We start from the raw sequence: 26,028 nt of genomic DNA, 5'->3' as shown, positions 1-26,028 counted from the left end.
TTCCGGCCCAGTGCGTCGGAGGCCCTCTCTCCCTCGGCTGATCAGGTGGTCCTCGCCCATGAGCGAGGAGTCCGCCCGAATCCACCGACCGCCATCAGCAGCGACGTCTGGTTCTGGATACGAATCTACACGGCTGGGCCACGTCCGTACCCGAGAAGCGGTCGGAGACCAGCCACTCGTAAAGGTGCTGTACGACTCGACATCCGCAGTGCGGGGCCTGTGTCATGGTTCTGGAACACAGGCGTACATTCCCGGTGTGCGCGGTCGGATCCTCGCTCTAGGGTTCGACGCGGCGCACCTCAACCGGTCCGCGGGACGAGATCAGGAGACTGTATGTCGGTGCCATGGAGCGGGGTCGGGTTGCCACCGGCCGCCGCCGAGCGGATGGCCGAAATCAAGGGCAGTGGAACGTGGACCTCCGCCCTGTCCACGGGCGAGTTCGCCGCGATCCGTGGGGTCGGCTTCGAACCGGTGGGGCAGGTCATGGGCTCCGCCGTCTTCCACGTCGGCCGCAGTGGAGCGTACTGGGGCTACCACGACTGCCTGTTCCAGGGCGCCGGGTTCGGCTTCAGTTACGGCAACCTCGGGAACGCGCCGATCGCGTTGTCGGGCCAGGGAGCGCCCTCGGCCGGACTGGTCGCGGTGTTCGAGAAGGCGCGGCGCACCGCCCTCGATCGGATGGTCGCCGAATGCCAGGCCCTCGGCGGCGACGGCGTGGTGTCCGCCCAGCTGACCATGGCGCCGTTCGCGGCTCAGCCCAACTGCCTGGAGTTCAAGGTCATCGGGACAGCGGTCCGGGCCCGGGGTCCGCACCGCCCCCGGCGTCCGTTCACCTCACATCTGGACGGCCAGGGGTTCGCCAAGCTGCTGTCCTCGGGCTGGGTCCCGGTGGAACTGCTGGTGGGCATGTCGATCGGGGTGCGTCACGACGACTACCGGACCCAGTCGCAGACCTATTCCTGGCAGAACGTCGAGGTCAAAGGGTGGAGCGAGCTTGTGCACGGCGTCCGCGCCGATGCCCGGCGGCAGTTGCAGCTGCAGGGGGCACGGCACGGCGGCGACGGGATCATCATGGCCAGCAGTGCCCTGCGGGTCTGGGGCGAGGGCTGCATCAGGAGCCGCAACCGCAACAGCGAGGGCGAGGACCACGTGGCCGAGTCCACGATGGTCGCGACCACCATCGCCCGCTTCAAGACCGGCGTGGCCGCGCCCAGGACGCTCTCGGTGATGCCGCTGGGCGACCGGGGTGACCTGCTGCGCAGACGCCTGGCCGCGGTGGCTGCCAGCCCGTACGGGGACGCCGGCGAATACCGTCGGCTCGCCCAGGAGTTGAACGAACTGAACGGCCAGGTGTGAGCAGGTTTGGCCGGTTCGCCGAGCGAACCGGAGGGATTCCGTCCGTGGTGCTGAGCGCGAGTAAGCGAGTAGGGGTAGCGAGATGAGCAAGTTGGAACCGACCGCTGAGGGCATCCCGGCCGACGCAATGCGACGGCTGGCCGAGCTACAGCCGGGCAAGGCAGGTTCGATCTTCACCAGTGACCTGTCCGTGAACGAGTTCCTGCTGGTCCGTGAGGCCGGTTTCAAACCGATCGGACTGGTCCTCGGCAGCTCCATCTATCACGTGGGGATGCAGATCGGCCGCTGGAACAAGAACCAGGAGCTGGAGACCCTCAGCCAGGCGATGTACCACGCCCGGGAGCTGGCGATGACCCGGATGGAGGCGGAGGCCGCCGCGCTGGGCGCGGACGGCATCGTCGGGGTCCGGCTGACCGTGGAGGCCCGCGAGTTCGGCAACGACGTGGCCGAGTTCATCGCCATCGGCACGGCCGTGAAGGCGGACCACCCGGCGCCCGGAAACCAGACCTGGCGCAACAACAAGGGCCAGCCGTTCACCTCCGACCTGTCCGGACAGGACTTCTGGACGCTGATCCGGGCCGGCTACGCCCCGCTCGGCATGGTCATGGGCACCTGCGTCTACCACATCGCCCACCAGCGGATGGGTGCGGTGTTCTCGAACATCGGCAAGAACGTGGAGATCGAGCAGTTCACCCAGGCGCTGTACGACGCCCGGGAGCTCGCCATGGCGCGGATGCAGGCCGAGGCCGAGGCGCTGCACGCCGAGGGCGTGGTGGGTGTCCAGCTGAACGCCCACAACCACCGCTGGGGTGGACACACCACCGAGTTCTTCTCCATCGGCACCGCGGTCCGGCCGCTGCGCGCCGACCACGAGATCGAGCGGCCCACCATGGTCCTCAGCCTCGACGGGTGAGAAGCTCGAAGAAGTGCGGTTCGGTCACAGTACGACACGAGTGCGGGGACAGATGATGGGCGAGCAGGAATCGTTGCCGGACCGACCGGAGGACGTCAGTCGAGCAGTGGACGGCGCCGCGCTCGACGCCGAGTTGAGCGATCCCGACATGTCCCTGGACATGCTGGCGGCAGCGCTGCGCCGGGACTCGACCGATCTGGAGATCTACGTCAAGGTGCTCACCGACTCGCTGGCGGACGCGCTGCCTCCGGGCTCGGTCAGCTTCGACCGCAAGCGCAGCATGAGCGACCGGGTGTCCGGGCGCGAGGGCAAGGTGGAGAAGCTGGAGGTCTCGCTGGACGACCGCCGACTGATCCTGACGCTGGCCCACGGGCGTCCGCAGGGCGAGGTGGCGACGGTGGTGCGCGGGGTGGTCCTGTCCCGCAAGCCGGTGGCCCTGGACGAGTGGGTCCGTGAGCTGGCGACGGCGGTGGCGGTGCGGGCGCAGTCGGACGCTCGGGCGCGAGCGGCTCTGGAGAAGCTGGTCCTCGGCGGCTGAGCCGGTCGACCGCATCACTCGTAGGAGTGACAATCGCCCCGTTTTTCGGTCGGAAGACCGAAAAACGGGGCGATTGTCGGTTGCGGGGTGTATTCCTGGGACTACACCGAAACCGTGGCCCGGAAGACCGTGCTGCGGGTGTCGGCGACGGCGCTGCCGATCAGCGGATCGGGTCCACCGGCGGGGACGAACGCGGATTCGCCCGGGTGGAGCGTGATGGCCGATCCCTCGGCATCGGTGAGGACCGCCGTCCCCTCCGTGCAGAGCAGGATCTGCGGGGTGGCACCGGAGACGCGGCGGTGCTGCGGTGCCGCACCACCCAGGGTGAACCGGGAGAGCCGGAATTCGTCGATGGGAGCTGAGTAGAGCTCTTCACCATCGGCGTCCGGGAGCAGCACGGGCCGCAGGATGTCCGGATCGGTGCTGCGGAAGTCGACGACCTCAAGCAGTTCGGGAATGTCCACGTGCTTGGGCGTGAGACCGCAACGCAGCACGTTGTCGGAGTTGGCCAGGATCTCGACACCCAGACCGTTCAGGTAGGCATGCGGGATGCCGGCCCCCAGGAACAGGGCCTCACCCGAGGCGAGCCGGATGTGGTTCAGCAGGAGGGCGGCGACGACACCGGCGTCCTCAGGGTAGAAGCGGCCGATCGCCGCGTAGGAACCGAGGGAGGACTGGATGGACGCGGGAAGCTCCGCCAGGGCGGAGCCGGTGAGGTCACCGGCTTCCACGGCCTTGGCGGCTTGGGCAAGGGCTTCGGTGGTCTGCCGAACCGTCGTGGCCATGGTCTCGGCATCGGTGGTGAGCACGGCGGTGAGGGCCGCCCGGAGGGCTTCCGCCTCGGGCTGCTCCCGCAGCACCCGGGCGAGGGGCAGCAGCGCGGGGACGGCCAGGGCCTCCAGCAGTCGGGCGGTCTCCGCCGGGCGCCGAAAACCGCAGAGGCCGACGAAGTCGCCGAGCGCGCAGATCAGCTCCGGCTTGTGGTTGGCGTCCTTGTAGTTGCGTCCGAAGGCGTCCAGCGGGATTCCGCGTGCCTCCTCGTCGGCGAAGCCGGACCTGGCCCGGGCCAGGTCCGGGTGGACCTGGAGGGACAGCGGCTCGCCGGCCGCGAGGATCTTGAGCAGGAAGGGAAGGGTGGGGCCAAAACGGGCGAGGGTCTCGGTGCCGAGTTCACCCTCGGGATTCGCGTCGATGACTGCGTCGAGGGGTCGCGGGCCGTTCCCTCGGTCGAGGGTGGACGGCGCGCCGGGGTGGGCGCCCATCCACAGCTCTGCCTGTGGCTCACCGGTGGGCTCGGTGCCCAGGAGCTCCGGGAGTGCGGTCCGGGAACCCCAGGAGTAAGGACGGATGACATTGGTCAGACGATCCACGGTTCAGATCCTGATCTGTGCCGCCGGGCAGGCGGGACGGCGAGTCTGTGACGAGGGTGGCGCGTACATCAGCGGACGCGCGGACTGGAGGAAGAGGCTAGACCCAGGTAGATGGCGGCGAAATCGGCCAGCGCGAGCAGTTCGGTCATCGCCCCGAGGGTGTCCGGCTGGGCCGAGGTCAGCTCCTGGATACCGATCCGGTGGTCCGTGGCCAGGCGGTGGGCCCTGGCCACGGCGTACGGCACGGGGTGCGGCTCCGCTGCGGGCGCGGTGTCGGGCTCGGACTGGGGCTGGGGCTGGGCCTGGGACTGGGACTGAACAGCGGACTCGGGTGAGAGCTCGGGCTGGTGCTGGCCACCGGCGGGTGGCTGGACCCGGCGCAGCAGCAGGATCTTGTACCGCAGGGCGTCGGGTTCCTCGGTGCGGTCGCGGAAGAAGTCGTCCTCGTCCGGCTCCGCGCCGAGTTGCCCGCGCAGCAGGCCGTGCTGACTGATCAGCACATCCGGCAGCATGCCGGTGACGGCGGGGCGGGCCGCCTCGGCGGCGAGCACGGCGGCGAAGCGCCGGGCCACAGCGGCGGTTCCGGGGCCGTCGGACCAGAGCAGCGGCAGCATGCCGTCGAGCTGGATGGCCAGGCTCTTGGCCGGATTGGAGTAGGTGTCGGCCGCCGGGCCGCAGCGGACCGCCATCTCGTCCAGCTGGTCGGCGGCGGATTGCAGGGAGGAGACCGGAATGGAAATGATGCCGACGCGGTCGGCGAAGGCCAGTACCGGGGCCAGCAGCCCCCACAGAGCGGACGGCGCCTCCTGCGGGAGGTCCCGTTCGAGTCCAGGGATGGGCTCCAGAGCGCCCCCCGTCACGTCGAACGGCAGGGGAAGCCCTCGGACCTGGAGGGTGGCTCCGGCGAGGGAGCTGCCCGTCGGGGAGACGGAGACGACGGAGCAGCCGCGGGTGTACGCGAGTTGCGCGAGGGAGATCAGCCCGGGTTCGGTTCCGCTGGTGGACAGGACCAGCAGCAGGTCGGACGGGCCGACCCAGCCGGGGAGGGCCCAGTCGAGGCTCAGCGTCAGGTCCGAGCGGAGGTCACTGGCGGTCGTGTTCCGGCCGGGGCGGTCCGAGGCGTGGGCCGGGTCGGTCAGGCTCGGACTGAGGACCGTGATCGGGCAGACGGTGCCGCCGAGGGCCGCGAGCAGATCGCCCACGACGACGCCGGTGCCGTGTCCGGCGACGAGGACGGCGCGGGGGCGGCCCTCGGGGCGCAGCCGGTCGAGGCCCGCCTCACCGGCCAGGCGGACGGCCCGGCGCACCGTGGCACCGGCTGAGGCCAGGTCGAGCAACAGCCCGGCCTCGTCGGCACGGGTCAGCGCGGCCTGGTCGTCCAGCAGCCACTCCTCGAACATGCGGCGGTCTCCTGCGAGGTCGGGGCCGGTGTCAGCGGGGCTGGTGTCAGTGGGACCGGTGTCAGTCGGGCCGGGGTCAGTCGGGGCGCCGGGCTTCGTCGACGAGGAGCACCGGGATCCCGTCGCGCACGGGGTAGGCGAGGCCGCAGTCGGCGCCGGTGCAGACCAGCTCCTCGTCGGTCTCGGTGAGCGGCGCGTGGCACTGCGGGCAGGCGAAGATCTCCAGCAGGGCGGGGTCGATGCTCATTCCGGTCGCTCCGTCGGTGGTGGGAAGAGTCGGTGGTGGGAAGAGGTGTGCGTTCCTCCGGCAAGCTACCGTACCTCTGCCCGGGCCCGCAGTGGGCGGGCAGTGGGCCCGCAGTGGGCGGGCAGAGGTACGGCGGAGCCTGGGAGCGGGGTCAGCCGCGGACGATGGCCAGGACCTCGTCGCGGACCTTGGCCATGGTGGCCTCGTCCCGGGCCTCCACGTTGAGCCGGAGCAGCGGCTCGGTGTTGGAGGCCCGGAGGTTGAACCACCAGTCGCCCACGGTGACCGTCAGCCCGTCGAGCTCGTCGAAGACCACGCCCGGGACCTCGGCGTAGGCGGCGCGGACGGCGGCGGTGCGCGCCTTCTGGTCGTCCACGGTGCTGTTGATCTCGCCCGAGGCGGCGTAACGGTCGTACTCGGCGACCAGGGCGGAGAGCGTGCCCTGCTGCTCGCCGAGCGCGGCCAGGACGTGCAGGGCGGCCAGCATGCCGGTGTCGGCGCGCCAGAAGTCGCGGAAGTAGTAGTGCGCCGAGTGCTCGCCGCCGAAGACCGCGCCGGTGCGGGCCATCTCCTGCTTGATGAAGGAGTGTCCGACCCGGGTGCGGACGGTCTTGCCGCCGTGCTCGCGAACGACCTCGGGCACGGTCCAGGAGGTGATCAGGTTGTGGATGATCGTCGGCTCCGGCTCCCCGGCCGCCTTGGCCTTGGCCAGCTCGCGGACCGCGACCAGGGCGGTGATCGCGGAGGGGGAGATCGGCTCGCCGCGCTCGTCCACCACGAAGCAGCGGTCGGCGTCGCCGTCGAAGGCGAGGCCGATGTCGGCGCCGACCTCGCGCACCTTGGCCTGGAGGTCGACCAGGTTCTTCGGGTCGAGCGGGTTCGCCTCGTGGTTGGGGAAGGTCCCGTCGAGTTCGAAGTACATGGGCACGACGTCCAGCGGGAGGCCGTCGAAGACGGTCGGCACGGTGTGGCCGCCCATGCCGTTCCCGGCGTCGACGGCGACCTTCAGCGGGCGGATACCGCTGAGCTCCACCAGGCCGCGCAGATAGGCCGCGTAGGGGTGCAGCTCGTCCTGCTGGGTGATCAGGCCCTCGGTGACGCCCTCGGCGGCGGCCGGAACGGTCACCGTGCCCTCGGCGTCGGTCCAGGACTCCACCAGCTCGCGGATCTCCACCAGACCGGTGTCCTCGCCGATCGGGGCGGCACCGGCGCGGCACAGCTTGATGCCGTTGTACTGGGCGGGGTTGTGGCTGGCGGTGAACATCGCGCCGGGCAGGTCCAGCTTGCCGCTGGCGAAGTACAGCTGGTCGGTCGAGCAGAGCCCGATCTCGACGACGTCGGTCCCCTGTGCGGCGGCGCCCTCGGCGAAGGCGCGGCTCAGCCCGGGCGAGGACGGGCGCATGTCATGGCCGACAACGATCGCACTCGCGCCGGTGACCTGGACGAATGCTGCCCCGAAGGCACGGGAGAGCGACTCGTCCCACTGCTCGGGGACCACGCCGCGCACGTCATACGCCTTCACGATCTGCTTGAGGTCACGCACTCGGGGTCTCCGCCAATTCTCGTCGCACGTCTTCCGACGCTCGTCTTCCACCGGGACTACCGGGACTGAAGCCCTCGGCCCCGGGAGGCAATGTACCGGGTGCGCGTGTACGGAGGGTCCCGGATTCAGGCGTCGGGCGAGCGCAGGACGCGGAGGTGGCCTCGGCGGCCGACCTCGGTCGGATCCGCCTGGCTGCCGCCGTCCTGACGGCGTACCGGCGGTCTGGCCGCCTCGCGGACGGCGTTGGCCAGCGCCTCCAGGTCGTCGCCACTGGGCCGGATCGGCCCGGAGTCGACGGTGAGGCGGACCACCTCCCACCCGCGCGGCGCGGTGAGGCGCTCGGAGTGCTCGGCGCACAGGTCGTAGCAGTGCGGTTCGGCGTAGGTGGCGAGCGGGCCGAGGACAGCCGTCGAGTCCGCGTAGACGTACGTCAGCGTCGCGACGGCGGGACGACCGCACGCGGTGCGCGAACAGCGACGGACAGGGCTCACGACGATGGACGGTACCGCACTCGCGACCGGGCCGCGACGACCAGCCCGCCGTGTCGCCCGGAATGTGCCCGGAACATGTCCCGAAGGCGCCCCCGTCCCGACTGTGCCACTGTCCCGAATCGGGTGCGGACCTCAGTAGTGTTGGCCGGGTGGACAGACCAGCCGCCTCCGACAGCCGTCCGCGCCGACGCGACCGTCACGGTCGTGGGCTTCGCGGCCCCCTGGCGCCCCCGCAGGTGCCCATCACGCTGAGCAGATCGGAGATCTTCGACGACTTCGTCCGGGAGTCCGTGGAGCGCCTTGAGCGGCGATGGCCGCAGCTCAGCGAGGTGGAGTTCGCGGTTCAGGACGTGCCGGGCCCGCTGCCCGGGGAGCCCGAGCCGGATCTGGACGACGTCCGCGCCGACGACGTGCTGCTGGGCCGCCTGCTGCCGGCGCCCAAGGGCGGTTCGGCCCGGATCGTGATCTACCGGCGGCCGGTGGAGAGCCGTGCCAAGGGCCGGGACGAGCGCGCGGCGCTCGTCCACGAGATCGTCGTGGAACAGGTCGCCGAACTGCTGGGGGTCGATCCCGAGTCGGTCGACCCCCGCTTCGGCGAGGAGGACTAGCCCCGGCGGGGTGGACTGGCCCAGCGGGGAGGACTGGCCCCGGCGGGGCGGGACGGCTCAGGGCAGCAGCACCGAGCCGTCCTGGACCACGTGCGGGATCTCCACCGTGCTGTGGTCGTCCGAGAGCTGCTGGATGGTGAACCCGAGGTTGGAACCACTCTTTCGGCTGATCATCCTCGCCGCGTAGACGGGGCCGCCGGAGACCGGTTCGATGGTCACCGCGAAGGGACCGCTGCCGGACGGCGCCTTCGGCGTCACCGACACGGTCGCCCCCGCCGGGACGGACACGTTCTGCACGCTCGGGGTGCTGCCGCTGCCGCCGACCGAGGTGACCTTCACGGTCGAGGCCGTGGTGAGGGTGCTGAGCAGCAGCGTCGAGTCACCGGCCGAGTCGCCCGCAGCCGTGGTGCGCTGCCCGATCGGACCGGCTCCGGCCAGGTAGCCAGTGTCCGTGGAGCCGCTGCCGCCCCGGACCACCTGGATCCCGGCGACCACCGGGACCGGCGGCTGGCCGGTGCCGGACGCCGGGGTGAGTTCGAGTGTGGCGGGCTCGCCGTGGGTGATCGCGCCGAGGTCCACCGAGGCCACCGTGCCCGCCTTGACGTCGATGGACTCGTGACCGGCCGGGACGATCAGGCCGCCGGAGGAGGCGAGGTGGATGTTCAGCTCCGCGTCGGTGGCCCCGGTGTCGGCCACCACCAGCGTCGCGTCACTGACGTCGCCGGGCAGGCCGGGGATGACCTGGCTGGTGCCGAGCGTGGTGGCGGGCAGCCAGTCGGTTCCGTGGCTGCTCTGCGCGTGCAGGGCGGCGGCGATCCGTCCGGTGTGCACGACCACGTGCACGGCCAGCGAGGTGTTGCTGTTGAACGGGCTGAGCAGGCTCGACAGCGACAGCGACAGGCTGCCGTCGGCGGGGATGTCGAGGTTGGACGCCTGGGCGTTCTCCACCTCGCCCGCGCCGTTGAAGATGTGGATGTCGGCGTCGGAGGCGGTGTCCTCGGTGTTGGTCAGTTCGATGGTGTCGTTGCTGCCCTTGTTCGAGTCGGCCCCCGCGAACCAGAAGTCCGTGCCGGGGGCGGTGCACTCGGTCCCGGAGAGGGTCTGGTCGGTGTCGGTCGTGGTCTGCTGCACGGTGAACCCGGGGGCGGTCGCGCCGGTGGCGGTGCCGGTCAGCGCGGGCGCCTTGTCGCCGGACGCCCCCTTCGCGCTGGTCGTGCCGCCGATACTGGTCTGCTGGACCAGCGCCTGCGGCGTGGACGCGGGCGCCGAGGAGGACGCCGACGGCGCGGCGGAGGACGAGGCGGCCGGTCCCGCCCCGCTGCCCGCCGCCAGCGGGCTGAGTACCGCGCTGCCGGTCGTCGAGGTGCTGCTGGACGATCCCGGGACGGCCAGGCTGTAGACGGTGCTGCCGCCGCCCTGGAGCGGCGCCGGGCACACCAGGGCGGTGTTCTGCACGGCGGTGCGCACGGTGGTGCCGGAGACCGCCGCCTGGCTGGTCGGCGGGTGGACCTCGGCCACGCCGACGGCGATGGCGAGCACGCCGACGGCTCCGAGCAGGGACTGCGTGGTACGGCTGATCATCTCGGCTCAGTTCCCGGTTCCGTCGTGGTGGGTGCCGTGCGCGTCGTTGCCCTGGAGCCACGGGTCGTCGGGCGGGAGCGAGCCGTAGGCCCCGGTGTCGTGCTGGGGCACGGCCTGGCCGGGCACCGGTACGCCGCCGGGCCATTCGTATCCCGGCTGCGGATAGCCCTGCTCGGGGCCGTAGCCCGGCTCGGCCGGGTAGGCCTGTTCCGGCACGTAGCCCGGCTCGGGCGGGTACCCAGGTTCCGGCACGTAGCCCGGCTCGGGCGCGTACCCAGGTTCCGGCGCGTAACCCGGCTCGGGGGCGAAGCCGGGCTCGGGCGGGAAGCCCTGGTCCGGGTAGTACGGCTGCCCGGGGTACTGCTGCTCCGGGTAGTAGGGCTGCTGGTACCCCGGCTCGGCGGGGTAGGGCTGCTGCTCGTACCCCTGCTGCTCGTAGGGCTGCTGCGGGGTGGCGTACTGGTCCCAGCCGTACGGCTGGGTGGCCTCGGGCTGGGCGTACGGCTGCGGCGGCTGCTCCCAGGCCTGCTGCGCCGGCACGAAGGCCGAGACCGGCTCCGGCTCCGGCTCCGACTGGGGCCGCAGCGGGGGCTCCGCGCCCGGGTCGGCCGACGGCTCGCCGGGGGCGGTCGCCTCGTCGTCCGCGGCGTCCGCGGCCAGTCGGCGGGCCCGGCGGGAGCCGGGCAGCGGGGCCTCGGTGGCCGCCTGGGCCTCCGGGCCGTCGCCCTCCTCCGGCTGGTCGTCGTCGCGGTGGTCGCGGCGTCCCGGCAGCGCCAGCACCAGCACCACCAGGGCCAGGAAGGACTGTCCGGCGATCCAGCCGATGTGCGTCGGGCTCTCCCGGTAGGACACGGCCAGCTTGCCGCCGCTCGCGGGCAGTTCGAAGCCCTGCGCCCAGCCGTCGACCGTGGTCGGGGTGAGCGCGGTCCCGTCCAGGGTGGCGTGCCAGCCCGGGTCGGCGGAGTCGGCGAGGCGCAGCACCCGGCCGGAGGTACCGGCGGCGATGGTCGCGTCGACGTCCACCGCTCCGGCGGGGACGCTGACGTCGGCGCCGCCCTGGCTCTGGATGACCGCCCGGGACACGTTCGCGGTGAGCCGCCAGATGCTGCCGCTCTGCTGCTGGTTGAGCCGGGTGAGCCCGGGGGTGCCGTCGAGGTTCGCGCTGAGCTGGGCGCTGACCGGGGCCAGGACCTGGATGTACTGCACCGCGTAGTCGGCGAGCTGGTCCGCCGGTTCGCCGCCGGCCCCGGCGACCAGGTTGCCGACCAGGGCGCTGAGGTTCGCGGAGGGGGCGGTCGCGTCGCTGGACTCGGCGCTGCCGATGGTCGGCCCGGTGCCGCGGACCAGGGAGTACGAGACCACTCCGCCGTTGTCACCGGTCCGCAGGACCAGCGTGCGGATCTGGTTGGTGCCGCCCGCCTGCTGGGCGATGAAGGCGGGTACCAGCTGTCCGTTGCCGCGCTCCAGCGGGCCGTCGGCGCCGTGCAGCACCCACCATCCGGCGGCGGCGACCGGTGCCAGCCCGGCGGCGAGCAGGACGATCGCGGCGACCGGCTGCCGCCAGCCGAAGTCGATCCCGGCGACCCGGTCCCGGGCCCCGTCGGCGCCGATGGCGGCGGCGGAGAGCAGCGCGATCCCGGCGATCAGGGTGGCTGGTCCGGCCCAGACCGAGACCGCCTGCTGGCCCGGTCCGGGCACCACCTTCACGGCGGCGGTGAGCACCGTGCCGAGGATGCCGACGGAGGCGCCGCCCCAGGCGGCGACCACGGCCCGGCGGCGGTCGGCGCGCAGCAGCGCGGCCAGCGCGGCCAGCAGGATGCCGACGACCAGCAGGCCGGGGACGGTGCCGCTGCCGCCCGGGTTGAGCAGCAGCAGGTTGGCGGCCGTCGCGGTCGGGCCGACCGCGCCGGGGATCCCGGCCTCCAGCAGCAGCCGCGCCGGGTGCGTGAGCAGGCCGAGCGACCAGGGGGCGAGTACCAGCAGCGGGGTGCCGACGATGACCACGCAGCGCAGGCCGAGGGTGCGCAGCGCGCCCAGGCCGCGGCCGAAGGCGCCGCCGCGCAGGAAGGCGGCGAGCAGCGCGCCACCGGCGAGCAGCAGCCCGAGCACCCAGGCGAGCGGGACGAAGGCGGTGGTGAGGGTCAGCAGCAGGGCGGCGACCCAGGCGCTGCGCCAGCCCGGGCGTCCGCCGCGGGCAGCGGTCTCGCGGCGGATACCGAGGCCGACGGCGATGGCGGCGGCGCGGGCGAGCGGCGGCAGCAGCACAGCCAGTACCGCCGTGCCGATCCGGCCCTGGGCGAGCGCGCCGGTGGCCGCGGGCAGCAGCGCGTACCCGGCGCTGGCCCAGGCCCGCACGAAGCGGGAGGCGATCAGCGGCCGGGACACCAGGTAGGCGGAGACGCCCGCGAGCGGCACGGCGAGGATCAGCAGCAGGCTGACGGCCAGTCCGGGGTTGCCGAGCGTCAGGCTGGACAGCGCGGCGAGCACCCCGAGGTACGGCGGGGCGCCACCGGCCGAGCCGACGCCGTTGGCCTGCCAGCTGGCCGCGTACTGCTGCCAGAGGTCGGACGCGCCGCCGGGGGTGGGCAGCAGCGCGCCGCCGTAGAGGGCTCCGGTGCCGAGCAGGTTGCGGCAGGCGACGAGGGTGATCACCAGCAGGGCGGCGAAGAGGACCGGCGCGGGCTTGCGGGCGATCCGCTTCAGCCGGGCGAACTGCTCGATCTCCAGGAACTCGGCGTCGTCGTCGACCGGTCCGGACTCGACCGAGCCGTGGCGGCTGGACATCGCCTCGTTGCCGGTCCGCCCGGCCAGGTCGGCGAACAGGTTCTCGACGGCCGCCCGGGCGGTCGCACCGGGCGCCGGGAACAGGCTCCGGTCGTCTATGGCGTCGTGGCTGCGGGTACGGCGGCGGCGGCCGCGGGCGGCGAGCACCCCGCCGAAGCGGAGCAGCACGTGGGCGAGCCCGGCGAGTTCGTCCACGGCCTGGCCGGGGGTCTTGCCGAGCAGGTAGCCGAGGGCGCGCAGCAGGGTGCTGACGGTGATCCGCAGCATCAGGTACGGCAGCAGCAGCCCGCGGGAGTTGGCCAGCAGCGTGAAGACCGCGCCGGCCTTGTCGATGCGGTGCGGGTGGCCGGGGCGGGCGCAGTCGATGGGGCGGCGTTCGCGGCTGGCGGCCTCGGCGTGCCGCAGGGCGGCGTCCGGGGCGACCACGGTGCGGTGTCCGGCCGCGGCGACCCGCCAGCACAGGTCGACGTCGTCGCGCATCAGCGGCAGCGCGTCGTCGAAGCCGCCGAGCTCCTCGAAGACGTCGCGGCGGACCAGCATGCCCGCGGTGGAGACCGAGAGCACCGGCCGGACCTGGTCGCGCTGGCCCTGGTCCTGCTCGCGCCGGTCGAGGCCGGTCCAGCGGCGTCCGCTGCGGGCGATGCTGACGCCGACCTCAAGCAGCTGCCTGCGGTCGTACCAGCTGCGGAGCTTCGGGCCGATGACGGCGGCGGTGGGGGTGGTCTCGGCCACCTGGAGCAGTTTGCGCAGCGCGTCGGGCGCGGGCTCGCAGTCGTCGTGGAGCAGCCACAGCCATTCCACCGGTTCGCTGGAGCCGCCCGCGAGCATCTGGTCGGCGGCGAGTTCGTCGTGGTGGCCGAGGGGGTCGCCGAACTGGTCGCCGCCGCCGTTCCCGACCGGGTCGTAGCCGCCGTCGGTGATGGTGTAGGGCAGGTCCTCGGGCCGCAGCGGGCTGGTGCCGCGCACGGTCTCGTTGACGGCGGCGCCGAAGCCGGTACGACGACCGTACTGGTGGACGGCGTCGGGGCCGAGCGCGTCGGCGAGCAACTGCGGGCTCTGGTCGGTGGAGCCGGTGTCGGCCGCGAGGATGCGCTGGGCCGGACGGTCCTGAGCGAGCAGGCCGTTGAGGGCCTGTGGCAGCCAGCGGGCTCCGTCGTGGGCGACGAGGACGGCGGTGACCAGGTGCCGGGGGTACGCGGGTGGGCGTCCTGGCGCAGGGTGGCCGTAGGGAGTCGCTGTGGCAGTCATCGCGGTGGCTGGCCCCGGTTCGCTGGACGGCAGGGTGTGCGCGCCGTCGGATCGGGGGCCTGAGCTGCTGGCTTCCGGCCGGGTGGCGCGCGGATCACGGGCGGCCACAGGGGGCGCGCCCAGGTTTAGCGCCCCACACTAACGGGTGTTCTCGGGGAGGTTGGGAACCGGTGGTGAAATCTCCGGTTCGACAGGGGGTGCCCGGGGTAGGCCCGGGACGGCCTTCGGACGGGGCCGGGAACGTGGCCGCCCCGGCCGGCGCGGGGCCGGGCGGCGCGGCGTCGGACCCGCCCGGGCAGGCCGCCGCGATCGGCTCGGACCAGGCCTTCCGCTCAGACCACGGCCTTCTTGAGGCGGCGGCGCTCGCGCTCGGACAGGCCGCCCCAGATGCCGAAGCGCTCGTCGTTGGCGAGGGCGTACTCCAGGCACTCGGAGCGGACTTCGCAGGCGAGGCAGACCTTCTTCGCCTCGCGGGTGGAACCGCCCTTCTCCGGGAAGAAGGACTCAGGGTCGGTCTGGGCGCAAAGGGCTCGCTCCTGCCAGCCGAGCTCTTCCTCGCCGGTTTCGTCGTCGGCGATCATCAACTCAAAGAGCTCGCTCATCAGCGCGTCTCCTACCCCTCTTAGCGTGCGTCCCCGTGGCGGTCGTTGTCTCAGGTGACGAAACGACACGAGTGAAATTACAAGTGCGCCGCTCTGGCCCAGTCAAGCTGCGCTCTGGTATTGAGCCCGGGATTCACTCCCTGGAACCAAGCAGCCACCATAAGTGTGCATATCCGGACAAAGCGGAAGGCCGCACTTCAGGTGCGTCTCATGCGCTCCCCCGCACCGACGACCGGAGCCACGGCGGCGGGTCGTCGGAACCGGACGCCCTGACGGTGAGGACGGGCGCCCCCGGGCATCCGGTTGCGGCGGGGCCCAGCGGGAGGTACCGCATGTTGCAGCGGCTCGTTCCCGGCGATCTTCAATGCCAAACCAAAGCCGGGACATATCCCCCGATCAGGTGATTTCGCTCGCATGGCCCAGGATCGGGTTGACAATGCCCCGCCGCACACGATGTGCTAGCGCTTATGTCAGAGCACCACGCCACCACCACGAGCCCCTTCGGGCCGCTCCGCCGTGGTTCCAGCGCGCTCTGTTGTCCTTGCTGTAGCTAGGGCCTGAATCAGGCCCTTTGGCCGCCCCTTCCGCACGGGGTACCAGGCCGCCCGGGAAGTCTCCGCCGCTCCCCTCGCAACCAGGCTCCAGCAAGGACCCCACGTGTCGAGCACCGATCCCTACCACGGCCTCAGCGACGTCAGCATCGCCGGTGACCCGCTGGCCTGGCCGCACCTCGCGCCGCTGCCGCAGACCCACCCCACCACCGTGGGCGACTTCGCCGCGCTCGCCCGCCGCGTCGCCGCCGACACCGAGCGCTGGCGTCCGCTGGTCCGCTACGACCCGCTGACCCGCTGGTACTCCCGACTGGAGACCGGGCCGGGGTACGAGGTGTGGCTGCTGAGCTGGCTCCCGGGCCAGGGCAGCGGCGGGCACGACCACGGCCGCTCGTCCGGCGTGCTGACCGTGGTCCAGGGGGCGCTGACCGAGCGCTCGCTGACCGGCTCCGGGCAGAGCGTGCGGCGACTCGGCGCGGGCGCGCAGCGGATGTTCGCGCCCGGCTACCTGCACGAGGTGGTGAACGACGCGCTGGAGCCCGCGGTCAGCGTCCACGTCTACTTCCCCGGGCTGACCGAGATGACGCCGTACGGCTCCGGCTGGCCGCAGGCGCAGCCGCACACGCACGACGGGGATAGGTCCGCGGTACCGGCGGAGGGCTGAGCCGCGCGCCGGGCCATCGGCGCCGCCGCGCCGGGCGGGGACCTTACCGAAGTCGTACGGAAGGCGGTGGCCGGGGCGGTCGCGGCCCGACTGCTCCTACCCTCAGGGGGTGACCCGCATCCTGGTCGTCGACGACGACCCCACTGTCGCCGAGGTCGTCGTCGGCTACCTGCGCCGCGCCGGCTACTCGGTGGACCGCGCCGAGGACGGCGCCGCCGCCCTGGAGCGCGTCGCCGAGGCCCGGCCCGACCTGCTGGTGCTCGACCTGATGCTGCCGGAGGTCGACGGCCTGGAGGTCTGCCGCCGCCTGCGCGCCGACCGGGCCACCCGCGCACTGCCCATCGTCATGCTCACCGCCCGAGGCGACGAGCACGACCGGATCCTCGGCCTGGAACTCGGCGCCGACGACTACGTCACCAAACCCTTCTCGCCGCGCGAGCTGACGCTGCGCATCCAGTCGGTGCTGCGGCGCAGCGCCAGCCCGCCGCCACCGCCCTCGCCGGAGCCGCTGCACGCCGGGGACCTCACCCTCGATCCGGCGGCCCGGCGCGCCCACCGAAGCGGACGCGAGCTGGCGCTGACCCTGCGCGAGTTCGACCTGCTGGCCTTCCTGCTGCGGCACCCGGGCACCGCCTTCGGCCGCGAGGAGCTGATGCGCAGCGTCTGGGGCTGGGACTTCGGCGACCTGTCCACGGTCACCGTGCACGTCCGCAGGCTGCGGGAGAAGGTCGAGGACGATCCCGCCGCGCCGCGGCTGATCACCACCGTCTGGGGCGTCGGCTACCGCTTCGACCCGACGGACGGCGAGGCCGACCCGACGGACGGCGAGAGCAACGGCGAAGGCAACGGCGAAGGCAACGGCGAGCGGAGCCCGGTGTGAACAGCTACCTGGTGATGGCCGCCTACGCCGCCGCCGGGGCCGCGGCGGCCGGGCTGCTCGGCTGGCCGGTGATCGTGCTGCTGCGCCGCCGTTCGCTGGCACTGGCGCTGTTCACCGTCGCCTTCGTCACCGCGCTGTCGCTGAGCGCCAGCACCATCGCCGTGGCCCGGGCGATGCTGCTGATGCGCCATGACTACGCGGTGGTCACCATCGTGCTGGCGATGGGCTGCCTGGTGTCGCTGATCGTCGCCGCGCTGCTCAGCCGCCAGGTGGTGGCCGGCAGCCGGGCGCTCACCCAGGCCGCCCGTACCGTCGGCAGTGACGCCGGATTCACCGCCCCGGCGCGGCCGCTCAGCTCGGAACTGTCCGCGCTGAGCGCCGAGCTCGCGGCCACCAGCGCCCGGCTGGCGCAGTCCCGGGAGCGCGAGCGGGCGCTGGAGGCCTCCCGCCGGGAGCTGATCGCCTGGATGTCGCACGACCTGCGGACCCCGCTGGCCGGGCTGCGGGCGATGGCGGAGGCGCTGGAGGACGGGGTGGCCGAGGACCCGCCGCGCTACCACTCGCGGATCCGGACCGAGGTGGACCGGCTCACCGGCATGGTCGACGACCTGTTCGAGCTGTCCCGGATCCAGGCCGGGGCGCTCACCCTCACCCTGTCCCGGGTGTCCGTCTACGACCTGGTCGGGGACGCCATCGCCGGGGCTCACCCGCTGGCCCGGGAGCGCGGGGTGCACCTGGTCGGCGACCGGGTGGCGCCCGCGCCGGTGGAGGTCGACAGCCGGGAGATCACCCGGGTCCTCGGCAATCTGCTGATCAACGCGATCCGGTCGACCCCGGTGGACGGCACGGTCGCGGTCGCCGCGCGGCGCGAGGCGGGGCAGGTGGTGGTGTCGGTGACCGACGGCTGCGGCGGCATAGACGAGCAGGACCTGGCCCGGGTGTTCGAGACCGGCTGGCGCGGCGGCAGCGCCCGCACCCCGCGCAGCCCGGCCACCGCCCCGGCCGGGGCGGTGCAGCACCACGGGGACACCGGTGCCGGGCTCGGGCTCGCCATCGTGCGCGGGATCGTGGAGGCGCACGCGGGGCGCGCGTCCGTCCGCAACGTGGGTGGCGGCTGCTGTTTCGAGATCGCCCTGCCCGCCGCCGCGCCCACCGCCTAGCCGTGGGCCACCGGCCTTTCGGGGCGGTGCCGCAGACGCCGCGTCAGTGCTTCGCCCCGGGCGGCCCCGGGGCTGTCACCGGCACCTGCGAGGATGGTCGGCATGCGCATCGTGGTACTGGCCGGAGGAATCGGCGGCGCGCGCTTTCTGCGCGGCCTCAAGCAAGCGGTCGGCCCCGGGGCCGACATCACCGTCATCGGCAACACCGGGGACGACATCCACCTGTTCGGGCTGAAGGTCTGCCCCGACCTGGACACCGTGATGTACACCCTCGGCGGCGGCATCCACGAGGAGCAGGGCTGGGGCCGCTCCGAGGAGACCTACGCCGTCAAGTCGGAGCTGAAGGCGTACGGCGTCGGTCCGGAGTGGTTCGGGCTCGGCGACAAGGACTTCGCGACCCACATCGTGCGGACCCAGATGCTGGGCGCGGGCTATCCGCTGAGCGCCGTCACCGAGGCGCTGTGCGACCGGTGGCAGCCGGGGGTGCGGCTGATCCCGATGTCGGACGACCGGGTGGAGACCCACGTCCTGATCGAGGAGCCGGACGCCGAGGCCGGTCAGGGCGGCCGGAAGGCGGTGCACTTCCAGGAGTTCTGGGTGAAGCTGCACGCCTCCGTGCCCGCGCTGGGGATCATCCCGGTCGGTGCGGAGACCGCCAAGCCCGCGCCGGGCGTGCTGGAGGCCCTCGCCCAGGCCGATGTGATCATCCTCCCGCCGTCGAACCCGGTCGTCAGCGTGGGGACGATCCTGGCGGTGCCCGGGATCCGCGCGGCCGTCGCCGGGGCGTCCGCGCCGGTGGTCGGGCTCTCGCCGATCATCGGCGGCGCGCCGGTGCGCGGCATGGCCGACAAGGTACTGGCCGCGGTCGGGGTGGAGACCTCGGCCGCCGCCGTCGCCCGGCACTACGGCGGCCGGGCCGCGGCCGACGGCGGCCGGGGTACCGGCCTGCTCGACGGCTGGCTGGTGGACGAGTCGGACGCGGCGGCCGTCGCCGAGGTCGAGGCGGCCGGGATCCCCTGCCGGGCGGTGCCGCTGTGGATGACCGACCTGGACACCACCGCCGCCATGGCCCGCGCCGCGCTGGCGCTGGCCGAGGAGGTACGCCGGGCATGAGCGGCTTCGAGGTGCGCGGGATCAGCGGCATCCCGGAGGTCGCGGCCGGGGACGACCTGGCCGCGCTGGTGCTGGCCGGGATCGAGGGCAGCGGCATCGACGGCGGGCTGCGCGACGGCGACGTGCTGCTGGTGACCTCGAAGATCGTCAGCAAGGCCGAGGGCCGGGTGGTCCTGGCCGACGACCGGGAGGCGGCGATCGACGCGGAGACGGTGCGCGTGGTCGCCCGCCGGGGCCGGGCCAGGATCGTCGAGAACCGGCAGGGCCTGGTCATGGCCGCCGCCGGGGTGGACGCCTCGAACACCCCGGCCGGGACGGTGCTGCTGCTGCCCGAGGATCCGGACGCCTCGGCCCGGGCGCTGCGCAAGCGGCTGCACGAGCTCACCGGGACCCGGATCGGGGTGGTGGTCACCGACACCTTCGGGCGGCCGTGGCGCAACGGGCTGACCGACGTGGCGATCGGCGCGGCCGGGGTCGAGGTCCTGGAGGACCACCGGGGCCGTACCGACTCGCACGGCAACGAGCTGGCGCTGACGGTCACCGCGACCGCCGACGAGCTGGCGGCGGCGGCCGACCTGGCGAAGGGCAAGACCTCCGGACGCCCGGCGGCCGTGGTCCGCGGCCTCGGCCAGGTGGTGACCGAGGAGGACGGCCCGGGCATCCGCCCGCTGATCCGCGCGGCGGCCGACGACATGTTCCGCCTCGGCACCTCGGAGGCGGTCCGCGAGGCGGTCACCGGGCGCCGCACGGTCCGCCGGTTCACCGACGAGCCGGTGGACGGCGGCGCCGTGCGCCGGGCCGTCGCCGCGGCGGCCACCGCGCCCGCGCCGCACCACACCACCCCGTGGCGCTTCGTGCTGCTGGAGTCGCCGGAGGTCAGGACCAGGCTGCTGGACGCGATGCTGGCCGCCTGGAGCCGGGACCTGCGGGAGCTCGACGGCTGGAGCGAGCAGCGGGTGGCCACCCGGGTACGGCGCGGGGACGTCCTCCGCGACGCCCCGTACCTGGTGGTCCCGTGCCTGGTGATGGACGGCTCGCACGACTACCCGGACGCCCGGCGGGCCGCCGCCGAGCGGGAGATGTTCGTGGTGGCGCTGGGCGCGGCGGTGCAGAACCTGCTGGTCACCCTCGCCGGGGAGGGGCTCGGTTCGGCCTGGGTGTCGTCCACCATGTTCTGCCGGGACACCGTCAGGGAGGTGCTGGAGCTGCCGCCCGGCTGGGACCCGATGGGCGCGGTCGCGGTCGGCCGCCCGGCCGAACCGGCGCCGGAGCGGCCCGCCCGCGACCCGGAGGCCTTCATCACCGTGCGCTGATCCAACGCCGCGCGCCCGGCGCTACATCCGGCGGAAGTCCAGCGGCGCGTAGCGCGGGGCGTGGCGCGGGGCGCGCACACCGATCTGCCTGATCAGTCGGCAGACCCGGTGCCGGTGCCCGGCGTAGGGCCGCAGCAGCTCCAGCATCCCCTCGTCGTCGGTCCGTTCGCGGCCGGCCAGCACCCAGCCGACGGTGTTCGGCAGGTGCAGGTCGCCGACGGTCACCGCGTCGGCGTCGCCGTTGCAGCGCTGCACGGTCTCGGCGACCGTCCAGACGCCGATCCCGGGGACGGTCGTCAGCAGCGCGGCGGCCTCGGCCGGGGGGAGCACGGAGGCGCGTTCCAGGCGCGCGGCCAGCCGGGCGGCGCGGACGATGGTGGCCGAGCGCTTGCCGTCCACCCGGGCCTGGTGCCAGGCCCAGGACGGGACCAGCACCCAGTCGCGGGCGGCCGGGGCGACCCGCAGGCCGTCCGGGACCGGGCCGGGCGCGCGGCCGGGTTCCGGCAGCGGCGCGGGCGCGCCGTAGTGCCGGAGCAGGTACTGCCAGGCGTGGTGGGCCTCGCCGACGGTGACCCGCTGCCCCAGTACCGAGGGCACCAGGGACTCCATGACCAGCCCGGTCCGGCCGATCCGCAGCTGCTGGTGGCGCCGGTGGAGGTCACGCAGCACCGGGTGCGGGCCGGGGTCGAAGCCGGACGGGTCGTCCTCGGCGCCGAGCAGCGCGGGCAGGCGGTCGAGCAGCCAGCGCGCGCCGGGGCCCCACGCCTGCGCGCCGACCGTGCCGCCGCCCGGACGCAGCGCGATCCGCAGCGTGCCGGGACCGGCGGGGGTACGTGAGACCCGCCACACCGCGCCGTCGGCGGCGGTGCGGAACGCCGGGTCTCCGCCACCGAATCGCAGCACGTCGAGGACCGCGCGCAGGCCCGCCGGACCGAGTTCCCAGGTGGGCTTCCAGTCCCGCTCGGCGCCGCCGACCGGGGCCGGCTCGGCCGTCCCGGGCAGTGCTTCACGTCCCACCGTTCCCATCTCCACCCCGGCAACAGTACGCTCGCGGCCACGTGACCCTGCTGTGCCGTACAGGTGCGCGATCAAGTCCGACCCAAGGCATAGGCTGGACCCCACCATGAGCCAGACACCCCTCAGCGGCGCAGCGACCCCCGCCGATCTGCTGCGCTCCGCCCTCGCGACCGATCCGGCCCGACCTCTGGTCACCTACTACGACGACGCCACCGGAGAGAGAGTCGAGCTCTCCGTCAAGACCTTCGACAACTGGGTGGCGAAGACCGCCAACCTGTTGCAGGACGACCTGTCCGCCGCGCCCGACGACCGGGTGGCGCTGCTGCTGCCCGCCCACTGGCAGTCCGCCATCTGGTTCTTCGCCTGCTGGTCGGTCGGTCTGACGGTGTGTCCGGGCGGTGACCCGGCCGAGGCCGCGCTGGTGGTGAGCGGACCGGAGACCCTGGCCGCCGCGCTGACCTGTCCGGGTGAGCGGGTGGCGCTGGCGCTGCGTCCGCTGGGCGGGCGCTTCCCCGAGCTGCCGGCCGGGTTCGTGGACTACGCGGCGGAGGTACCGGCGCAGGGCGACCGCTTCGTGCCGTACGCGCCGGTGGACGCCGACCGCCCGGCGCTGGTGGTGGAGGGCGAGGAGCTGAGCGGCGCGCGGACGGTGACCCTGGCCGCCGACCACGCCGAGGACCTGGGGCTGAAGCCGGGCGACCGGGTGCTCAGCACGCTGTCCTACGACGACTGGGCCGGGCTGGGCGGCGGGCTGCTGGCGCCGCTGTCCGCCGGGGCCTCGGTGGTGCTCTGCCGCAACAGCGAGCAGCTGTCGGCGGAGCAGTGGGAGCAGCGGGTGTCCTCGGAGCGGGTGACCCACCGCATCAGCTGATCGACGCAGCGCGCCCGCGCGCCCCCGTAGCGCTGCCGCGCACGGGGGCGCGCGGCGTTCCATCTCCCGCGCCCTGTCGCTGAGCTGGGAACTTCGGTCCGGCCCGGCGACCGCTCAGCACGACCGGCTAAGGTGACCGACTCAGAGCAGCATTCGTTGAGCGGAGCAGCAGGTGCGGACTGGCGACGGTACGGGCGCGGGGGGCGGCGACATCGACCCCGCCGACCTGTGGGTGCGCGACTCCGCCACCGGCGAGTTCCGGATGCGGCGCCCCGGCGAGCGTCCGCCGCCGACCGCGCCCGTCGCGCCGCCCGGTGCCCCGGTCGTCGGCCCGGCACCGGCGGCGGGGCGGGCCTCGCGGCGGCGGCAGCCGGGCGCGCGGACCGGGCTGTGGGTCGGCGGGGCGCTCTGCTTCCTGCTGGCGGTCGGCGGCGTCAGCGCCTTCGTACTGGTCAAGGGCGGCAGCGGGACGACCGCCGACAACACGGCGGCCACGGTCGCCCGTCCGAGCTGCACCCCGGCCTCCTCGACCGCGCCGAAGCCGCAGCCGAGCGCCGTCGTCGAGCCCCCGGTCTCCGGGAGCTTCCTGAACGGCCCGGTGGCCGACCCGATCGACATCCGGGTCACCGTGCTGGACGGCAGCGGCACCTTCGGCCAGGCCGAGGCGGTGCTGGAGTGGATGCAGAACTCCAAGGACTACCTGCGGTCCAGCAACGGCGGCCCGGCCTCGGTGGCCCCGCGCACCACGCTGGTCTACGCCCCCGACCACGTCTCCCAGGCGCGGGCGCTGGCGGCGGCGATGGGCCTGCCCGCGTCGGCGCTGCACGGCGACGGGAACACCAGTGACACCATCGGCCGGATGGTGCTCACCCTGGGCCAGGACTTCCACGGCATAGGCAAGCCGTTCACTCTCCCCGCAGCTGCGGTTCCGTCCGCCCAGGCCTCCTCGCCCGGCGCCGGTACGGCGGATGGAGCGAACGGCTGCGGCAGCCAGTAGCCCGGTGCGACCCGGGCACCCGCCCGAGCGCACGAAGGCAGGCACCGTCGATGACCGACCCCATCCCACTCCGCAGCGGCTCGCGTCGGCAGCGCGGTCGGCTGCCCCGGCGGGGGGTGCTGCTGCGGCGGCTGGCCCTGGGCTGCGGACTGCTGGCGGTGCTCGGCTGCGTCGGCGGCTGGGGCTACGTGTCGTACCTGGACGGCAACATCAGGCACGGCGCGCTCAGCTTCGGGAACCAGGGCTCGGTGCGGCCGGACGCGGCCGGGGACACCCCGCTGAACATCCTGCTGATCGGCTCCGACACCCGGGACACGGCCGCTGACCTGCGCCTGGGCGGTTCCCGCTCGTCCGTGGGCGGACCGGCCCACGCCGATGTGGAGATGCTGCTGCACGTCTCGGCGGACCGCAGCAACGCCTCGCTGATCAGCATCCCGCGCGACACCATGGTGGACATCCCGGCCTGCGCCGACCCGGCGACCGGGAAGGCCTACCCGGAGGCGCCGCACGAGCAGATCACCGACAGCCTCTCGCACGGCGGCCCCGGCTGCACCGTCTACACCTGGCACCAGCTGACCGGGATCCACATCGACCACTTCATGATGGTCGACTTCGGCGGGGTGGTGAGCATGGCGGACGCGATCGGCGGGGTCCCGGTGTGCGTCACCGCGAACGTCACCGACCCGTACTCGCACCTGCGGCTGACCCGGGGCGACCACGTGGTCCGGGGCGAACAGGCGCTGGAGTGGCTGCGCTCCCGGCACGGCTTCGGCGACGGCAGCGACCTGTACCGCACCCAGGTCCAGCACATGTACCTGACCTCGATGCTGCGCCGGCTGCGGTCGGCCGGGACGCTGACCGATCCCGGCCGGATCCTCTCGCTGGCGGACGCCGCGACCCGGGCGCTGACCGTGGACGACGGCCTGGACAGTGTCGGCGCGCTGGCGGCCTTGGCCGACCAGCTGAAGGGGATCACCCCGGACCGGCTGACGACGGTGACCATGCCCTACGCGGCGGACCCGAGCAATCCGAAGGCCTGGGTGATCCCGATGCCGGGTGACGCCGAGCGCCTGTTCGCGATGGTCCGCGGCGACGTCCCGCTGGACTCCCACGGCCGGGCCCCGGCCGCCTCGGCCGCCCCGGCGCCGACCGGGCCGCCGGTCCCGGCCGTCCCCCCGGCGGGGGTCCGGGTCACCGTGCAGAACGGCAGCGGCGTGCCCGGGCGGGCGGGTCGGCTGACCGGCGAGCTGCGCGCGCTGGGCTTCGCGCTGGCCCGCAACGGGCTGAACGCCCCGGAGCTCCGGCGCGCCACGACCCTGGCCTACGACCCGGCCGACCGGGCCGAGGCGGTCGCCGTCGCCGGGGTCCTGCACCTGCCGCCGGACGCGCTGCGGGAGACGGCGGGGCTGCGGCGGCCGACGCTGGTGATCGGCTCGGACTGGCCCGAGGGGTCGGTCTATCCGCTGGTGACGACGCCCTCGGCGGGCGCGGTGCCGACCACCGCGCCGGTGCAGAGCGGCGACCAGGCCAGGTGCGCGAAGGTGAACCCGGCGTACACCTGGTGACCACCGGCCCGGGCGCCGGTCGGCTGGGCCCGGGCGCCGGTCAGGTGGACAGGACGCCGCCGGGTTCGTCGGTGGCCACCCGGGCGCCGCGGGCGGAGCTGGCGATCACCCGGCGGGCGAGTGCGCGCGGGCTGGTCAGGAAGCCCCAGCCCCAGGACATGTGCATGGTCACCAGGGCGACCGGCAGCTGGGCCCGGGCCGAGGCGGACAGCCCCCGGCCCTCGCGCAGCGAGCCCGCCAGGATGGCCGCCAGGTAGCCGCCGGGGAGGACCAGCAGCCAGGGGCTGAGGGCGGCCCCGCCGACCAGGCCGAGGCCGACCGCGAGCACCGCCGCGGGCGGGGCCAGGTAGCGCAGGTTGACCGAGCCCCGGTGGTAGCGGGTGACCACCCGGCGCCAGCGGCCGTAGTCGCGGTACTGCTTGGCGAGCGCGCGGACGGTGGGCCGGGGCCGGTAGGTGACCTTGAGGTCGGGGGTGAACCAGACCCTTCCGCCGTCCTGGCGGATGCGGTAGTTCAGCTCCCAGTCCTGGGCCCGGATGAACTCCTCGTTGTAGCCGCCCTGCTTCTCCAGCACCTCGCGGCGGAACACGCCCAGGTACACGGTGGCCGCCTCACCGGCCCGGCCGCCGGTGTGGAAGGCGGCGTTGCCGACGCCGATCCGGGCGGTCATGGCGGCGGCCACGGCCCGCTCCCAGTCGGTCTCGCCCTCGGCGTGCATGATGCCGCCGACGTTGACCGCCCCGGTCTCGTCCAGCAGCCGGACGGCGGTGTCGATGTAGCCGGGGGTGAGCAGCCCGTGACCGTCGACCCGGACCACGACCGGGTGGCGCGAGCCCCGGATCGCCGCGTTCAGCCCGGCCGGGGTGCGCCCGGTCGGGTTGGCCACGGTCCGTACCTCGCGGCTGCTGCCCGCCGTCTCGGCCACCAGTCGGGCGGCGATCTCGTCGGTGTCGTCACCGGAGGGGCCGAGCGCGATCACCACCTCGATGTCCCCCTGGTACTCCTGCGCGAGGATCCGCTCGACGGACTCGCGCAGGTGTCGGGACTCGTTCAGCACCGGCATGATCACCGAGACGGCCGGGCGCGCGGACCCGGCGGCAGGGGCGGGGATGGCGTTCATATGCAGGAAACCGTACCGCCGTCGGCCCGGGCATGCCGAACCGGCCCGCTGGCCGGTGAGCGGGCGTTCCCAGGAACCGGACGGCGCCCGGCGCGG

Annotated in this window: 22 protein-coding genes; 12 read left to right on the top strand and 10 right to left on the bottom strand. The window is 73.6% G+C overall.

Annotation, left to right across the window (positions count from 1 at the left end):
• The first annotated feature begins 333 nt into the window (after positions 1-333).
• From GXP74_RS06090 to GXP74_RS06080, 3 genes are all read left to right on the top strand, one after another.
• A complete protein-coding gene (locus GXP74_RS06090; RefSeq protein WP_182450386.1) occupies positions 334-1,356 on the top strand; it encodes a heavy metal-binding domain-containing protein in 1,023 nt (340 codons plus the stop codon).
• Between the two features lie 82 nt (positions 1,357-1,438).
• Positions 1,439-2,269 (top strand): heavy metal-binding domain-containing protein, encoded by an 831-nt coding sequence (locus GXP74_RS06085; RefSeq protein ID WP_225447741.1) that lies wholly within the window; start codon positions 1,439-1,441, stop codon positions 2,267-2,269.
• A gap of 55 nt (positions 2,270-2,324) precedes the next feature.
• A complete protein-coding gene (locus GXP74_RS06080) occupies positions 2,325-2,807 on the top strand; it encodes a hypothetical protein (RefSeq protein ID WP_225447740.1) in 483 nt (160 codons plus the stop codon).
• 101 nt (positions 2,808-2,908) lie between these two features.
• Here GXP74_RS06080 and manA read toward each other — a convergent pair whose 3' ends face one another.
• The 5 genes from manA to GXP74_RS06055 form a co-directional block, all read right to left on the bottom strand.
• A complete protein-coding gene (gene manA / locus GXP74_RS06075; RefSeq protein WP_182450385.1) occupies positions 2,909-4,177 on the bottom strand; it encodes a mannose-6-phosphate isomerase, class I in 1,269 nt (422 codons plus the stop codon).
• Positions 4,178-4,245: 68 nt separating this feature from the next.
• Positions 4,246-5,577, bottom strand: coding sequence for an SIS domain-containing protein (locus GXP74_RS06070; protein ID WP_182450384.1), 1,332 nt, complete (start codon positions 5,575-5,577; stop codon positions 4,246-4,248).
• A 76-nt stretch (positions 5,578-5,653) separates the two neighbouring features.
• Positions 5,654-5,824 (bottom strand): Trm112 family protein, encoded by a 171-nt coding sequence (locus GXP74_RS06065; RefSeq protein ID WP_182450383.1) that lies wholly within the window; start codon positions 5,822-5,824, stop codon positions 5,654-5,656.
• A 151-nt stretch (positions 5,825-5,975) separates the two neighbouring features.
• Positions 5,976-7,367, bottom strand: a complete 1,392-nt coding sequence (locus GXP74_RS06060) for a phosphomannomutase/phosphoglucomutase (protein WP_182450382.1) — start codon at positions 7,365-7,367, stop codon at positions 5,976-5,978.
• A gap of 125 nt (positions 7,368-7,492) precedes the next feature.
• Positions 7,493-7,864 carry a DUF3499 domain-containing protein gene (locus GXP74_RS06055; protein ID WP_225448567.1) on the bottom strand — a complete coding sequence of 124 codons (372 nt, stop codon included), beginning with the start codon at positions 7,862-7,864 and terminating at the stop codon, positions 7,493-7,495.
• Positions 7,865-8,007: 143 nt separating this feature from the next.
• Here GXP74_RS06055 and GXP74_RS06050 point away from each other — a divergent pair, with 143 nt between their 5' ends.
• Positions 8,008-8,466, top strand: coding sequence for a metallopeptidase family protein (locus GXP74_RS06050; protein WP_225447739.1), 459 nt, complete (start codon positions 8,008-8,010; stop codon positions 8,464-8,466).
• Positions 8,467-8,523: 57 nt separating this feature from the next.
• On the opposite strand, the gene GXP74_RS06045 is transcribed toward GXP74_RS06050, so the two are convergent.
• From GXP74_RS06045 to GXP74_RS06035, 3 genes are all read right to left on the bottom strand, one after another.
• A complete protein-coding gene (locus GXP74_RS06045) occupies positions 8,524-10,047 on the bottom strand; it encodes a DUF5719 family protein (protein ID WP_182450381.1) in 1,524 nt (507 codons plus the stop codon).
• A gap of 6 nt (positions 10,048-10,053) precedes the next feature.
• A complete protein-coding gene (locus tag GXP74_RS06040; RefSeq protein WP_182450380.1) occupies positions 10,054-14,079 on the bottom strand; it encodes a glycosyltransferase in 4,026 nt (1,341 codons plus the stop codon).
• 332 nt (positions 14,080-14,411) lie between these two features.
• Entirely contained in the window at positions 14,412-14,681 is a 270-nt protein-coding gene (locus GXP74_RS06035; protein ID WP_182441786.1) for a WhiB family transcriptional regulator, read from the bottom strand.
• Positions 14,682-15,338: 657 nt separating this feature from the next.
• Between GXP74_RS06035 and GXP74_RS06030 the strand changes: the two genes are divergently transcribed.
• The 5 genes from GXP74_RS06030 to GXP74_RS06010 all read left to right on the top strand — a co-directional run bounded on the left by GXP74_RS06030 (position 15,339) and on the right by GXP74_RS06010 (position 20,362).
• A complete protein-coding gene (locus tag GXP74_RS06030; protein WP_182450379.1) occupies positions 15,339-15,896 on the top strand; it encodes a cysteine dioxygenase family protein in 558 nt (185 codons plus the stop codon).
• A gap of 109 nt (positions 15,897-16,005) precedes the next feature.
• The gene (locus GXP74_RS06025) at positions 16,006-16,776 is read left to right on the top strand and encodes a response regulator transcription factor (protein ID WP_182450378.1); all 771 of its coding nucleotides are present in this window, start codon (positions 16,006-16,008) and stop codon (positions 16,774-16,776) included.
• Positions 16,773-17,936, top strand: a complete 1,164-nt coding sequence (locus GXP74_RS06020) for a cell wall metabolism sensor histidine kinase WalK (RefSeq protein ID WP_182450377.1) — start codon at positions 16,773-16,775, stop codon at positions 17,934-17,936. The genes GXP74_RS06025 and GXP74_RS06020 overlap by 4 nt, the downstream gene beginning before the upstream one ends.
• Positions 17,937-18,038: 102 nt before the next feature.
• A complete protein-coding gene (gene cofD / locus GXP74_RS06015) occupies positions 18,039-19,049 on the top strand; it encodes a 2-phospho-L-lactate transferase (protein WP_182450376.1) in 1,011 nt (336 codons plus the stop codon).
• Complete coding sequence (locus GXP74_RS06010; protein WP_182450375.1) at positions 19,046-20,362, top strand: coenzyme F420-0:L-glutamate ligase; 1,317 nt, start codon at positions 19,046-19,048, stop codon at positions 20,360-20,362. Before cofD ends, GXP74_RS06010 begins: the two co-directional genes overlap by 4 nt.
• Before the next feature lie 21 nt (positions 20,363-20,383).
• Here GXP74_RS06010 and GXP74_RS06005 read toward each other — a convergent pair whose 3' ends face one another.
• The gene (locus GXP74_RS06005) at positions 20,384-21,388 is read right to left on the bottom strand and encodes a DNA-3-methyladenine glycosylase (RefSeq protein WP_370468535.1); all 1,005 of its coding nucleotides are present in this window, start codon (positions 21,386-21,388) and stop codon (positions 20,384-20,386) included.
• Positions 21,389-21,485: 97 nt separating this feature from the next.
• Between GXP74_RS06005 and GXP74_RS06000 the strand changes: the two genes are divergently transcribed.
• From GXP74_RS06000 to GXP74_RS05990, 3 genes are all read left to right on the top strand, one after another.
• Positions 21,486-22,250, top strand: a complete 765-nt coding sequence (locus GXP74_RS06000; RefSeq protein WP_182450374.1) for a TIGR03089 family protein — start codon at positions 21,486-21,488, stop codon at positions 22,248-22,250.
• Between the two features lie 172 nt (positions 22,251-22,422).
• Positions 22,423-23,247: a LytR C-terminal domain-containing protein gene (locus GXP74_RS05995; protein ID WP_182450373.1), complete on the top strand. Its 825-nt coding sequence runs from the start codon at positions 22,423-22,425 to the stop codon at positions 23,245-23,247.
• Positions 23,248-23,297: 50 nt separating this feature from the next.
• Complete coding sequence (locus GXP74_RS05990) at positions 23,298-24,812, top strand: LCP family protein (RefSeq protein ID WP_182450372.1); 1,515 nt, start codon at positions 23,298-23,300, stop codon at positions 24,810-24,812.
• 40 nt (positions 24,813-24,852) lie between these two features.
• Here GXP74_RS05990 and GXP74_RS05985 read toward each other — a convergent pair whose 3' ends face one another.
• Complete coding sequence (locus GXP74_RS05985) at positions 24,853-25,932, bottom strand: glycosyltransferase family 2 protein (RefSeq protein WP_182450371.1); 1,080 nt, start codon at positions 25,930-25,932, stop codon at positions 24,853-24,855.
• Between the last annotated feature and the right edge of the window lie 96 nt (positions 25,933-26,028).

This window comes from Streptacidiphilus sp. P02-A3a (assembly GCF_014084105.1).
Lineage (GTDB): Bacteria > Actinomycetota > Actinomycetes > Streptomycetales > Streptomycetaceae > Streptacidiphilus.
Note: the sequence above shows the minus strand (reverse complement) of the source record. Positions and strands in the feature narration are given on the sequence as shown.

What these genes read in the sequence shown, in the direction of transcription:
- GXP74_RS06045 (WP_182450381.1), bottom strand. Translation starts at nt 10,047, where the DNA reads ATGATCAGCCGTACCACGCAGTCCCTGCTCGGAGCCGTCGGCGTGCTC.
- GXP74_RS05985 (WP_182450371.1), bottom strand. Translation starts at nt 25,932, where the DNA reads ATGAACGCCATCCCCGCCCCTGCCGCCGGGTCCGCGCGCCCGGCCGTC.
- GXP74_RS06000 (WP_182450374.1), top strand. Translation starts at nt 21,486, where the DNA reads ATGAGCCAGACACCCCTCAGCGGCGCAGCGACCCCCGCCGATCTGCTG.
- GXP74_RS06090 (WP_182450386.1), top strand. Translation starts at nt 334, where the DNA reads ATGTCGGTGCCATGGAGCGGGGTCGGGTTGCCACCGGCCGCCGCCGAG.
- GXP74_RS06065 (WP_182450383.1), bottom strand. Translation starts at nt 5,824, where the DNA reads ATGAGCATCGACCCCGCCCTGCTGGAGATCTTCGCCTGCCCGCAGTGC.
- GXP74_RS06080 (WP_225447740.1), top strand. Translation starts at nt 2,325, where the DNA reads ATGGGCGAGCAGGAATCGTTGCCGGACCGACCGGAGGACGTCAGTCGA.
- GXP74_RS06010 (WP_182450375.1), top strand. Translation starts at nt 19,046, where the DNA reads ATGAGCGGCTTCGAGGTGCGCGGGATCAGCGGCATCCCGGAGGTCGCG.
- GXP74_RS06070 (WP_182450384.1), bottom strand. Translation starts at nt 5,577, where the DNA reads ATGTTCGAGGAGTGGCTGCTGGACGACCAGGCCGCGCTGACCCGTGCC.
- GXP74_RS05990 (WP_182450372.1), top strand. Translation starts at nt 23,298, where the DNA reads ATGACCGACCCCATCCCACTCCGCAGCGGCTCGCGTCGGCAGCGCGGT.
- GXP74_RS06035 (WP_182441786.1), bottom strand. Translation starts at nt 14,681, where the DNA reads ATGAGCGAGCTCTTTGAGTTGATGATCGCCGACGACGAAACCGGCGAG.
- cofD (WP_182450376.1), top strand. Translation starts at nt 18,039, where the DNA reads ATGCGCATCGTGGTACTGGCCGGAGGAATCGGCGGCGCGCGCTTTCTG.
- GXP74_RS06040 (WP_182450380.1), bottom strand. Translation starts at nt 14,079, where the DNA reads ATGACTGCCACAGCGACTCCCTACGGCCACCCTGCGCCAGGACGCCCA.
- GXP74_RS06005 (WP_370468535.1), bottom strand. Translation starts at nt 21,388, where the DNA reads ATGGGAACGGTGGGACGTGAAGCACTGCCCGGGACGGCCGAGCCGGCC.
- GXP74_RS06085 (WP_225447741.1), top strand. Translation starts at nt 1,439, where the DNA reads ATGAGCAAGTTGGAACCGACCGCTGAGGGCATCCCGGCCGACGCAATG.